11 protein-coding genes are annotated in these 11,969 nt (G+C 66.9%); 3 read left to right on the top strand and 8 right to left on the bottom strand.

Going from position 1 to position 11,969, the window contains the following annotated elements; all coding sequences use genetic code 11:
- Nucleotides 1–627 precede the first annotated feature (627 nt).
- The 7 genes from ADBZ5N_RS13230 to ADBZ5N_RS13200 all read right to left on the bottom strand — a co-directional run bounded on the left by ADBZ5N_RS13230 (nt 628) and on the right by ADBZ5N_RS13200 (nt 8,070).
- Nucleotides 628–933: a helix-turn-helix transcriptional regulator gene (locus ADBZ5N_RS13230; RefSeq protein ID WP_526258013.1), complete on the bottom strand. Its 306-nt coding sequence runs from the start codon at nt 931–933 to the stop codon at nt 628–630.
- A 27-nt stretch (nt 934–960) separates the two neighbouring features.
- Nucleotides 961–1,959: a ligand-gated ion channel gene (locus ADBZ5N_RS13225; RefSeq protein ID WP_526258011.1), complete on the bottom strand. Its 999-nt coding sequence runs from the start codon at nt 1,957–1,959 to the stop codon at nt 961–963.
- A 141-nt stretch (nt 1,960–2,100) separates the two neighbouring features.
- Nucleotides 2,101–2,502 carry a DUF4149 domain-containing protein gene (locus ADBZ5N_RS13220; protein ID WP_526258009.1) on the bottom strand — a complete coding sequence of 134 codons (402 nt, stop codon included), beginning with the start codon at nt 2,500–2,502 and terminating at the stop codon, nt 2,101–2,103.
- 151 nt (nt 2,503–2,653) lie between these two features.
- Nucleotides 2,654–3,091 carry a pyridoxamine 5'-phosphate oxidase family protein gene (locus tag ADBZ5N_RS13215; RefSeq protein WP_526258007.1) on the bottom strand — a complete coding sequence of 146 codons (438 nt, stop codon included), beginning with the start codon at nt 3,089–3,091 and terminating at the stop codon, nt 2,654–2,656.
- Nucleotides 3,092–3,184: 93 nt separating this feature from the next.
- Nucleotides 3,185–5,320 (bottom strand): DNA gyrase subunit A, encoded by a 2,136-nt coding sequence (locus ADBZ5N_RS13210; protein ID WP_526258017.1) that lies wholly within the window; start codon nt 5,318–5,320, stop codon nt 3,185–3,187.
- 9 nt (nt 5,321–5,329) lie between these two features.
- The gene (locus tag ADBZ5N_RS13205) at nt 5,330–7,360 is read right to left on the bottom strand and encodes a toprim domain-containing protein (RefSeq protein WP_526258005.1); all 2,031 of its coding nucleotides are present in this window, start codon (nt 7,358–7,360) and stop codon (nt 5,330–5,332) included.
- 173 nt (nt 7,361–7,533) lie between these two features.
- Complete coding sequence (locus ADBZ5N_RS13200; protein WP_526258003.1) at nt 7,534–8,070, bottom strand: hypothetical protein; 537 nt, start codon at nt 8,068–8,070, stop codon at nt 7,534–7,536.
- A 172-nt stretch (nt 8,071–8,242) separates the two neighbouring features.
- Between ADBZ5N_RS13200 and ADBZ5N_RS13195 the strand changes: the two genes are divergently transcribed.
- Nucleotides 8,243–9,034, top strand: a complete 792-nt coding sequence (locus tag ADBZ5N_RS13195) for an SDR family oxidoreductase (RefSeq protein WP_526258001.1) — start codon at nt 8,243–8,245, stop codon at nt 9,032–9,034.
- Nucleotides 9,035–9,049: 15 nt separating this feature from the next.
- On the opposite strand, the gene ADBZ5N_RS13190 is transcribed toward ADBZ5N_RS13195, so the two are convergent.
- Nucleotides 9,050–10,234, bottom strand: coding sequence for an NAD(P)/FAD-dependent oxidoreductase (locus tag ADBZ5N_RS13190; RefSeq protein WP_526257999.1), 1,185 nt, complete (start codon nt 10,232–10,234; stop codon nt 9,050–9,052).
- A gap of 122 nt (nt 10,235–10,356) precedes the next feature.
- Here ADBZ5N_RS13190 and ADBZ5N_RS13185 point away from each other — a divergent pair, with 122 nt between their 5' ends.
- Both ADBZ5N_RS13185 and ADBZ5N_RS13180 read left to right on the top strand, forming a co-directional pair.
- Nucleotides 10,357–11,094 (top strand): TetR/AcrR family transcriptional regulator, encoded by a 738-nt coding sequence (locus ADBZ5N_RS13185; protein WP_526257997.1) that lies wholly within the window; start codon nt 10,357–10,359, stop codon nt 11,092–11,094.
- A gap of 150 nt (nt 11,095–11,244) precedes the next feature.
- A partial coding sequence (locus ADBZ5N_RS13180; RefSeq protein ID WP_526258015.1) for a ribonucleotide-diphosphate reductase subunit beta occupies nt 11,245–11,969 on the top strand: 725 nt, incomplete at its 3' end.

The raw sequence follows: 11,969 nt of genomic DNA, 5'->3' as shown, positions 1-11,969 counted from the left end.
CGGCGGCACCGGCGGCACCGGCGGACAAGCGGTCGCCCTGGGCCCCTCAGCGGTTCAGGTCAACGGCACCCCCGGCACCCCCGGCACCCCGTAACCGCAGGCGGGCACCCGAGACTCCGGCCCTCCCCCGCACCCCTGATTCGGGGGAGGGCCGGTCCCTTCCGGGGACCAGGCTCGGTCGGGGCGCGCCTGCCGACCACCGCCGCGCACCGCTCCGAGGCCGGGGTGCGGGCGGCCATCGCGTCCGCCGCCCGCGAGCTCGGCGTTGAGGCGGTCGAGGATGCTCAGTCTGGGCCGATGTCAGGCGACGGCTCCAACCGATTCCGGGGTGTCGGTGTCAGGTTCGGTCGGAGGTTGGCCACCAGGGTGGGCGGGTGCAGTAACGAGAGACCCCGGCGAGCTGCTGGTGCCGCGGACCGGACCAACTGTGCCTGCCACCCTTTTGATCCACAGATCGAAGCTAAGCGAGAAGATGAACCCACCAACCCCAAGCCGCATAGCGTCATGGCGACGGCTAACCAAGAAGCGTCCCGTTCCCGACAGTGTTCACGAGGTGGTCGATGAAGGAAGCTTCCTGCGGGGTCAGGGCGTCGTGATCCACATGCCGCCAATTCCGCTCGTAGAGCGCTAGGGCCTCTTGCGGAGTGATCTCGGCGTCGTCCGCGAGATTCCACGCCAGACGGCGGAGTTGGGGGAACCTCGCGACGGTACGGTCGGGCCGGCGATCACCGCGGTCCCCTTCCGCGCGTTAAGTGAGCGCAGGGCAGCGTCCACGGCGGCGTATGCGCCCACCGTCACCGAGGGATTGCCCCGTTCGATGCGGTGCAGGGTCACGCGGGAACGACCAGCGGCCTCTGCGGTTTCGCGGGTGCTTACCTTCAACTCCTGGCGCAACGCTCGCAGCCTTCGAGCCCACCCGCAGACCTCGAACAACGCCGCCGCTCACCGGTTTCGGTCGGACTACGGGGTAAGCATGTACAACACGATAGCCGCGAGAAAGCTCACCACGAACGCCACGCAGATCCACAGCGTGAATCGGCGCTCGAGGCTCATCGCCGCGTCCTCGCCCTCGTGCCTCAGTCTCCACGCGCCGATGACCGCGCTTCCGAGCATCGCGGTCACGGCGGCATAGGCGAGTAGGTAGATCAAGTCGATCATCGGCAGGTAGCCGACCTCGGGCAGCGTTGAGGACACCCCGAATTGCATTGCGACCAGCGCGATCAAGGCCGTGATCGGCACGTTGACCTTGGAGTCGACGTAGGACGCGGGGATGATCACGCCGAGCGCCGCGGCGATGAGCACGATCAGCAACGGCAGGATGGTTTTGAAGATGCCCGACGTCACCGGAGACGTCACCGGTACCTCCACGACAACCCGGGCGAAGGTGCGGTCGTCAGGGCCAGATTCGACATCCCCGAACGACGTCGGGTAGACGTGGCTGCCGAATTCGATGCGCGGCTCCCCGAAGTGGTAGCCCGCGAGAGTGATGTCCTGGTTGACCACGATCGGGTCTTTGTCTGGCACGTAGACGAGCTGCCCGATATCCAAGATGGCTTCCTCGAACACGAAGCGCAGGTTCTGCTTCTGAAAGGGATAGTCCGCAACCGACAGCGGGGAATTGAAATTCCCCTGATAGCGCCCAAGCCAGACCAGCGAGCCGTCGGGTTGTTTGCTCGGTTCGGGGTAGACCTCGGTCTTGGTCAGCGCCCAGTTCTCGAACACGTTCTGGACCTCGATGCCGGCTGGTGCGTCGATGTCGGGATTGCGCCATCGCAGCCAGACGTAGAAGTCGGCGGAGAAGCTGTTGGTGCTGAGGTCGACAGCCTGGACGTTCTGGATATAGACCCCCACAGTCACCTGCTCAGGGCTGGGCTGCTGGGCGGGTGCAGGGCTGGCCGATGCGGTGATCCGGGTCGCGGATCCCGCCTGAAGCCCGACAAGCAGCAGGCCGAAGAGCATGGCAGCGGTAAGGGTTCGTACGACCATTCTGAAGACGGATTTCATTCTGGGTGTACCCGGTTCTCCTCTGGCAGCGCATTGATCTGCCCGGCGGTCCCACAAGTCCCCGTATTCAGCTGCGGTACCCAACACAGACCCGCCTTAGGCGGCGAGACCGGGAATCTGCGTCAGCACCCATCCTGACAGGATGATGTGTGAAAAAGTGACCAACACGGACAGCCCGTGAAGCCATTTGAAGCGGGCCTTCGCACCGGTATCGGTGGCGCGATTGATGGCGGGCATCAGGATCTGGCGGGCCAGCAGACCGGTCAACGCGATGGCGGTGAGTCCGAAAGACAATGACCGGGCAGATGGCCAGAGAAGCATCGCGGCCACCGTTGCTGTAGCGACAACAAACACATAAAAATGGGGAAAGGCGCGACGAATGGTCGGACCTGCCGTCTCCATAGGCAATGCCGAGAACACGAAGGCGGCAAATCCGAAGGAGTAGAGAATCATTCCGCCGAAGAGCAGTGCCGTGACCAGGAGTGCTGCTGTCAACATGGGCTACCCGATCCTCTGCTTTTGCCTGCCGCCGACTGCCGGGCACCGAGCCAAACTTCTTAGCTGAACTCCGCCGCCCGCCCAGGCCCACTACGTTACTCGCGATGCTGTCCGGATTGCCGGATCGGCGGTTGAGTCGGCCCCGGACGGACTAAGCCTGGTCGGACGCCGAACCGTAATCCCAGGACACGGTTCTGACGGGGGTCATGCGGATGTAGGCGGCGCCCGGCCTGGGCTCGGTGGGCCACTCCGACTCCGGCACGCCGCGCGCCCGGGCCCCTTCCCTCGCGAGCTCAAGTGCTTCGCCTCGTTCGCGAACGATGCGGGCGTGACCTTGCAACATCACTCCCCGGATGTCTGCCATGCTTGAGCCGTCTTCGAGCAGGACACTCACCTGCGGATTGCGTTCGACGTTGGCAACTTTGCGTGTCCCGTCTCGCACACCCATGACGATGTCGCGGCCGAAGCGAAAGTATCCAAGGGGCACGCTGTGCGGGAAACCCTCCTGGTCGAGGGTGCTCAGGATCGCCCAGCCCGGGCGGCTGTCAAGATAGGTCGCAACTTCTTCGTCGCTCAATTTCCGTGGCATGCACAGAGGTTAAATGCCCAGAGGCTGACAAGAGCCAAATCGCAGCTGGGCGTCGCCGAGCGCCATGTCGGTGAGACTGACCCCCCGCGTGTCTCAGTCGGCGGGGATGACGTCGGCCGGGGCGCCTTTCACGGTGGCCTTCGAGCGCATCTCCGCCCGCACCGCCTTGGCGCCGCGGCGGAAACCGCCGGGGGACAGCGTCACTGACAGCAGCGCGTCCTCGCCGGTGACGAACGGATGGAACCCGACTCCGCCGCCGCCGCGGCCTTTGACCGGGATGTCGGAGCTCGCGGTGACCTTCCAGCCCTTCGCCGACACCGACAGCAGCGCCTCGGTGCCGGCGCCGCTCAGCGGCAGCGCCGCGATCACCTCGTCGCCGTCCTCGGCCAGCCGGATGCCGGCCACCCCGTTGCCGGCCGCGCCCTGCGGGTTGACCGCCGCGGGGTCGATGCGAAGCACCTTGCCGCGGCGGGTGACCAGCGCCAGGTGCGCCCCGTCCGGGAGCACGCCGGAACGCAGCAGCCCGGTGATGTCGGGGGCGACCGGGACGTCGCGGATCTTGGTCGGAAGCCCCGCCCCGGTGGTGAACTTGACCCGGCCGTCGGCCCAGACCGCCCAGCCCAGGCCGGCCGACAGCAGTTCGCCGTGGCTGTCGGAGCACACCCCGCGGTCATCCAGCCGCCAGTTCGGGTTGGGCTTTTTCTCCCGCGGTCCGTCCTCGGCGGATCCGCCGGAGACCGGGGTGGCGTCGACATCCAGCACGGTTCTCCGGTCGAACTCGGGGGCGTCGAACAGCTTCGCGGTCTGCCTCAGTTCGGTGTCGATGAGTTTCTTACGGGCTTTGGGGGATTCGAGCAGCTCGGTGAGCGCGGTGAACTCGGCGTCGAGCTTGTCGGCCTCGGTGCGAAGTTCGATCACGTCCAGGCGGGTGAGCCGGCGCAGCTGCAGGGCCAGCACGTAGTCGGCCTGGGTTTCGTCGATGGTGAAGCGTTCGCACAGCCCGGCGCGGGCCTCCTCAACGGTGTCCGAGCCGCGGATCACCGCCACCGCCGCGTCGATGTCGATGTGGACCAGCAGCAGGCCGGCCACCAGATGCCTTCTGGCGGTGACCTTCTCCAGCCGATGCTCGCTGCGGCGCACCACCACCGAGTCGCGCAGTGCCAGAAACGTGGTGATCAACTCCCGCACCGACCACCACCGAGGGATCCGGTCGGCGTCGAGCGCCACCAGGCTGGCGGCGAACGTGCCCTCCAGCGGGGTCAGTGCCAGCAGTGAGGTTCGCAGCTGCTCGGGGTCGTGCCCACGTTTGGCGGAGACCACGATGCGCAGCCCGTTGCGGCGATCGGTGAGATCGGTCATGTCGGCCACCCCGGGCAGGTCCCCGCCCTCGATGAGGGCACGGATGCGTTCCTGCACAGTGGAACTGGCCACCCCTGGAGGCAATTCGGTGATGACGACGTTGCGGCCCTCCACCGTCACCGTGCCGCGGACGGTGAACGACCCGCGGCCGGTGGTGACGTAGTCGCGCAGCCCCTCGGAGCCGACCACCGAACCGCCGCTGCCCCAGTCAGGTCCGGGCAGCAGTTCCATCAGGGCGTCGTCGGACAGTTTCGGTTTCGACAGCAGCGCCCGGCAGGCGGCCATCACGTCCCGCGGGTTGTGGGCGGGAACTTTGGTCGCCCAGCCCTCGGCGATGCCGATGGCACCGTTGACCAGTAGCACCGGGAAACGGGCCGGCAGGACCACCGGCTCGATCCACTCCCCGTCGAAGGTCTCGGTCATCGGCACGGCGTGGTCGGCCAACTCGGCGGTCAGCGCCGCACCGGCCGGTGACAGCCGCATCTCGGTGTAGCGATCCGCGGCGGGGATGTCGCCCTGGATACGGGGAAACGCACCCTGGCCGTCGATGATCTTGACCCGCTGGAAGTCGGCGGCCAGCAGTGCCGCGGCGCCGTACATGGCGGTGCCGCCGTGCGGGTGCAGGTTGCCGGTGACCGCTGAGCACACTTTGGATGACTTCTGAGGCTTGTTGCCGGGCAACAGGTTTGACGAATGCATCTGGTACAGCAGCCGCCGCTGACCGGGCTTGAGCCCGTCGTAGGCGCTGGGAATCGCGCGGTCGGACGTGCTGTAGAGCGCGAACAGCAACTGGTAGCGGTTCCAGTAGTCGTCGGCGGAGACGTCGTGAACCAGATCGGGATTCTGTTCGATGACGGTGGTGGCCACGATGGGTACTCCTTAGTTGAGATCGAGCGCGGCGGTGTCGATGCGGGCGGCGGCGGCGGCCATCCAGTCGCGTCGGCCCTCCGCCGGGCCGCCGAACAGGATGCGGTGCAGGTCCTTGGCCTTGTCGTCGGGCCCGATGCGGTAGACGGTGCGCTGGGCCGGGTCCAACACGGTGTTCCAGAAGTCGTCGGCGTTCATCTCGCCCAGACCCTTGTTGCGCTGAACTTCGACCTTCTTCTTCGACGTTGCCTTCAACCGGGCGACGGCTTCGTCGCGCTCGGACTCGTCCTGGCAGTACATGCGCGTATCGGGGTTGTAGACCACGAAGAGCGGCGGCAGCGTCACGAACACCATTCCGGCCTCGACCAGAGAGCGGTGAAAATCCAGAAACATCGACAGCAGGCTGCTGTTGATGTTGGCGCCGTCCGGATCGGCGTCGGAGGCGAACAGGATCCGGTCGTAGCGGGACTTCTCCGGATCGCAGTGCTCACGCAGGCCGCAACCCACGATGCGCTCGATCGCGTCGAACTCCTCCTTGGTCCTGGCCTTGGTGGCCGTCCAGCCGAAGGTGTTGGGCGGCTTGCCTTTCAGCGGGAATGCCGCCTGGAAAGTGGCGTCACGGGCGCTGCGCACCGTACCCAACGCCGAGTCGCCCTCGCAGATGAACAGCTCCGCCCCACTGCCGCGTCCGCTCTCCCGGCTGGGCAGCAGCTTCGGCGGAAGTGACAGGTTGGTGCCCAGCCCCTTGGCTTTGGAGGCCGCTCGGGAGCGGGCCTTGGCGCCCTCGGCGCTGCGGCGGGCCCGCGCGGACTCCAGCGCCAGCTTCGTCCACGTGCTGATCGCCGCGGAGTTGGCCGGACTGGCGGCCCAGACGCTGACCGCGCGGGCCACTTCCGGGGCCATCGCCAGGTTCAGCGACCGCGACGATACCGACGTCTTGGCCTGGGAGTCCCACGACACGTCGGGGGCGCGGGTGTCCACGGCCAGGGCGGTGACCGCCGCGAAGTCCTGCGGCTCGGGACCCTCCTCGCCCTTGGCCAGGCCCAGGTCGCGCATCCGGCCGGCCTTGTCGGCCAGCGCCTCGGTGAGCCCCTTGATCGCCGCCGACAGATGTGAGCCGCCGTTGACGGTGCGCACCGTGTTGCAGAACGCGGCGATCGTCGCCGGCTCGGCCGGACCGGCCGCCACCGACCAGCGCATCGGGGTCTGCCCCCGCCCGGTGGTGTAGGAACCTGAACCCTCGACGAGTAGTTGCACCTCCGGCTTGGGTGTGCCGCCGGCGGCGCACATCAGATCCAGCAGCGCGTCGGTTCCCCACAGGCCGGCGAAGGGCTGGGACACAAGTTCGGTGATCTCGCCGGGCCAGCCCTCGTTGATCACCTGCAGGTGCACACCGGGGCACATCCGGGCCGCGGCGTGGGCCCGAAGCAGCACCTCGTTGATGTCGATCGCGCAGTCCGGTGCCACCTTCGGGTCGAACAGGATGCGCACCGCGGTGCCGTGATCTCGCGGTGCCCGGTTGGACACGCCCCGCAGTTTCTGGGTGTCGTCGCGGACGAACGGCGCCCTCGGGTCGAAGTCGGTGCCCTCGAAAACTCCCGGGTAGCCGCCGCGGAAGCGCTGTGTGTAGGTCTTTCCGTCGCGGCGGACGGTGACGTCGGTGCGCGCGGAGATGAACACCGCCGCCGCGGCGCCGATTCCGTTCAGCCCGGCCCCGGTGCCGGTGGCGTCGGTGTGTTCGGAGAACTTCCCGCCGGCGCGGGCGGTGCCCAGCGTTTTGACGATGCCGTTCTTGCCGGTCTTGCGGTCGGTGTCCACCGGAAGGCCGCGGCCGTCGTCGGCCACCGTCACCGAGGAGTCGGAGTGCAGCGTGATGGTGACTGTGGAGCCGCCGTGGCTGGGGTCGGCCACCTCTTCGACGGCATTGTCGACGATCTCGCGCAGCGCGGTGTTGAGCACGTCCTGGCCGAGGTTGACCGCGGGGCGCAGGCGGGTGTGCTGGACGTCGTCCAGTTCGGTGATGTCGGCGGCGGTGTAGCTCACGTGAATGGGTCCCTTCGGTGTCGAAACGAGACAACATCATTAGTGCGACAGATCGGGCACTGGCGCGATCCGACACGCCGGGAAAGGGCGTTGAGCGCCTCGCACCGTGGGGAGGACCCGTGCCGGGGAAAAGGTAAGGCCTGCAGGTGAGGTCTGCGACGCCGGGTAGTGCCCTACTGCGTCGGCAGCGCGAAGGACTGCAGCATTCCGTTGAAGTCTGGGTTGAAGCTGTCCCACAAGGCGACCGAGGTTTCGGCGTTGACGCCGAAAGCCTCACCGCCCCTAAGCGCATAGATCTGACGGGACCGTCCGCCGGGCTGACGTTCCACGCGGACATCGACGAACGACGTGCCGTTCGGCAGGACGCCCATCTGCCGGCCCTTGATGACGTTGGTCACGCCACTTTGACCTTGATACTGCTCCTCCGACGTCAGCATCTGATCCACGACGGCGTTGAGCGGCAGGTCGGTCGGCCAGACGCGAATACCCACCAGGGCCTGGTCCTGGGGATCGCGGATCTGTACGAATGCGGGATTTGATCCGTCGACCCGCCAGCCGACGGGATAGCTGATCGACCACCCGTTCACGGGGTCGACGTACCGGTCCATCCCGGGTGCCGGTGCTGCCGGAAACGACGGCGAATGCGGGACGGGCGGTGAGCCGACTGCTGGTGGAGCGCCAAACCCCAGGACAACGAGAACCGCCGTCACGACAGGAACCGAGCGCGCAGCCCATGCGGTCATTCGAATCACCCCGTGCGTTGGAAGGTTTTCACCTTATCCGCGAGTAAACCTGCGCCCCTAAGCGGCCTCGCACCGGGAGTCCGTCAGACGGCTCTGGCCTTCTCGCCTCCTCCGGATCATCGGCGATGTTGAATGAGTTGTGAAGATCGAGGGGTCGGTGGCCGTGGTCACCGGCGCCGGTTCGGGTATCGGCAGGTCGATCGCGGCGGCGCTGGCGGCTGCCGGCGCCTCGGTGGTGGCCGGCGACCTCGACGCGGTGTCGGCAGCCGAGACCGCGGCGATGATCGGCGGGGTGGGGGTGGCCGCGGATGCGGCGAGCGCCGGCGGCATCGCGGCATTGCTCGACGCCGCCCGCCACCACTTCGGCCCCGTGGATATCTATGTTGCCAATGCCGGGATCGTCGGCCAGTCCGGCCTTGGCGACGACGAAGCCGCCTGGGACGAGATTCTCGACGTCAACGTGCGCGCCCATATTCGTGCGGCCAAAATTGTTGTGCCCCAATGGCTTGAGCGTGGACGCGGACACTTCGTCACCGTCGCTTCGGCCGCCGGCCTGCTGACCCAACTCGGTGCGGCGCCCTACAGCGTCACCAAGCACGCCGCCGTCGGGTTCGCCGAATGGTTGGCCGTCACCTACGGGGATCGGGGGATCGGTGTGAGCTGCGTGTGCCCGATGGGCGTCGATACCCCACTGCTGCGGGCCATGTCGGAGTCGCCGGATGCCCAGACCCAGGTGGCCGGCGCTGCCGTCACCGGCGCGGGCGCGGTGATCAGCCCGGACCGGGTGGCTGACCTGGTGCTGCAGGCCATCACCGACGGGAGGTTCCTGGTGCTTCCGCACCCGGAGGTTCAGACCATGTTCGGGCAGAAGGCCGCCGACTACGACCGGTGGATCGCCGGGATGCGCCGCTACCGACGCAGTCTGCGGTAGCAGTGGCAGGGGGAGTCAGAGCACCTTGTGCAGGGGTCCTTCGGCCTTCTTGTACATCGACTTCAGCATCGCGTCGCGGAAGCGGGCGTTGTCGATCAGCTTGATACCGGCACCGGCCAGTTTCGGGTAGCCGAGCAACTTGTGGAAATAGCGGCCGCGCCGGTACTCCGTGCCCCAGGCTGCTTCCATCCGCTGGGCGTAGTTGGTGAAATCGTCCGGCCCGCCGTTCTCCAGCGCGGCGATCGCGCACTCCCCGGCGGCAAGGCCCGACTCCAGGGCCTTGGAGATCCCCGCCCCGGACGCCGGCTTACCCGCGCCCAGCGAGTCGCCGGTGAACAACACCCCCGGACGCCACGGCGGCCACGCGGTGAAGCCCATCGGTAGTCGCCAGGCCCGCACGCTTTTGTTCTTCTTCAGTTCCTCGATGGCGGGCAGTTTCCAGTCCCGCGGCAGCGTGTCCATGAACTCCCCGAGGAACTGCGTGGCGTTGATGGCCTGCCAGTTCTTGTAGCTGTTGACGTAGCCCAGCCCGATGTTCAGCCGACCGCCGCCCATCGGGAACACCCAGCCGTAGCCGGGCAGCTGTTCGCCCTGGAACTCCAGCTTGAGGTAGATGTCGAGGCTGTCGGAGTCGGCCACGTCGGCGTCCATCTCGGCGCGGATCGCGATCGCCGAATAGCCGTTGTACTCCGAATCCAATTTCAGCGCCCGCTTGATGGGGGAGTAGGCGCCGTCCGCGGCGATCACCGCGTCGCCGTACACCTTCTCCCCGCCCTTGAGGACCACCCCGCTGACCCGGCCGCGCTCGTCGAAAACCGGTTCGCTGACTTCGGCGCCCTGGCGCACCACCGCGCCGGCCTTCTCGGCGTGCTCGAGCAGCATGCCGTCGAGCAGGGTCCGGCTGACGGTGTGGCCGTGGTCGGGCATGCCGGGACGCTTGGGGAAGGACAACTCCCAGCGCGAGGGGCTGAACACGGTGACCCGGTTGACCCGGTGGAATCCGGCGACCTCGTCGGCCAGGCCCATTTTCTGCAGGTAGCTGACCGCCCGGGCGGTCAGCCCGTCGCCGCACGGCTTGTCCCGGGGGAACACCGCCTTATCCAGCACCATCACTTTGGCGCCGGTCTGCACGGCCTGCCAGGCGGCCGCCGAGCCCGACGGCCCGCCGCCCGCAATCACCAGGTCGAATCGCTCGGTCACAGTCTTCGGCTCAGTCTCGTGTGAAGTGCAAGAAGTTCGGTCGTTGTTGATGCTAGCCGGGAGTGCCCGCGGGCCTGCACTCGCGACGAGAGAAAGCATGTCACGGCAGTAGAGTGCTAGGGGTGCGCAGGATTGCAGTCCCGCTGCCGGGTGCGAAACCGGCGAAGGTGGACGCCCGCAGCGAGCGCTGGCGCGAGCACCGCAAGAGGGTGCGTGCCGAGATCGTCGACGCCGCAGTCCGGGCCATCGACCGCAACGGTCCTCAGGTGAGTCTCAATGAGATCGCCGCCGAGGCGGGCACCGCCAAACCCAAGATCTACCGGCACTTCAGTGATAAGGCCGATCTGTTCGGTGCGATCGGAAAGCGGCTGCGCGACATGCTGGTGACCGCGATCTTTCCGACCATCGACCTGGCCGTGGACCCCACCCGTGAAGTGGTGCGACGCTGCGTGGCCGAGTACGTCAACCTCGTCGAAGAGCACCCCAACGTGCTGCGTTTCGTCCTGCAGGGCCGTTTCCCGGAGCCGGCCGAATCAACCACGCGCGGACTCAACGAGGGTCGTGAGATCACCATGGCCATCGCCGAGATGTTCAACAACGAACTTCAGGACCTGCACCTCGACGCCTCATCCCTGGAACTGGCCGCCGCCGCCTGCTTCGGGGCCGCCTCGACGGCCACCGATTGGTGGTTGGGATCTGATCCGTACAGCCCGCCGCGGATGCCGACCGCGAAGTTCGTGGCGCACCTGACCACCGTCATCCTGGGAACCATTTCCGGCATCGCCGACCTGCTCGACATCGATCTGGACGCCGACCTGCCGTTGCGCAGCGCCACCCCCCGCAACGCCGCCGTGGGCTGATCCGGTCGGGGTGTCACGCGACACGCCAGAACACAACGTGTTGTGTTAACTGATGTTGTCGCACCCCACGGGTAGTGTTCGGGTGTCGGTCGCATCCACGGCCGAGGTGGTGTTTCTCCCCCCAACTGAAGGGTTCCGCAGGTGAGCGAAGTGAAGCTGATCGACCGGGCGTCGGCGATCAACTGGAACCGGGTGACCGACGAGAAGGACGCGGAGGTCTGGGATCGGCTGACCGGTAACTTCTGGCTGCCCGAGAAGGTGCCGGTGTCCAACGACATCCCGTCGTGGAACACCCTGACCGACTCCGAGAAGCAGCTGACCATGCGGGTGTTCACCGGGCTGACGCTGCTGGACACCATCCAGGGCACCGTCGGTGCGGTCAGCCTGATCCCCGATGCGGTGACCCCGCACGAGCAGGCGGTGCTGACCAATATCGCGTTCATGGAGTCCGTGCACGCCAAGAGCTACAGCTCGATCTTCTCCACGCTGTGCTCCTCCAGCGACATCGACGAGGTCTTCCGGTGGTCGGAGGAGAACCCGAACCTGCAGCGCAAGGCCCACATTGTGATGGACTACTACCGCGGCGATGACCCGCTCAAGCGCAAGGTGGCCTCCACGCTGCTGGAGAGCTTTCTGTTCTACTCCGGCTTCTACCTGCCGATGTACTGGTCCAGCCGGGCCAAGCTCACCAACACCGCCGACATGATCCGGCTGATCATCCGCGACGAGGCCGTGCACGGCTACTACATCGGCTACAAGTACCAGCGCGCCCTGGCCGAGGAATCCGAAGCACGCCGCGCCGAACTCAAGGACTACACCTACGAACTGCTCTTCGAGCTCTACGACAACGAGACCGAATACGCCCAAGACCTCTA

Origin of the sequence: Mycobacterium sp., from assembly GCF_044370595.1 — a bacterium.
Classification (GTDB): domain Bacteria; phylum Actinomycetota; class Actinomycetes; order Mycobacteriales; family Mycobacteriaceae; genus Mycobacterium.
The sequence above is the reverse complement of the archived record's forward strand: the minus strand, read 5'-3'. Positions and strand labels throughout refer to the sequence as shown.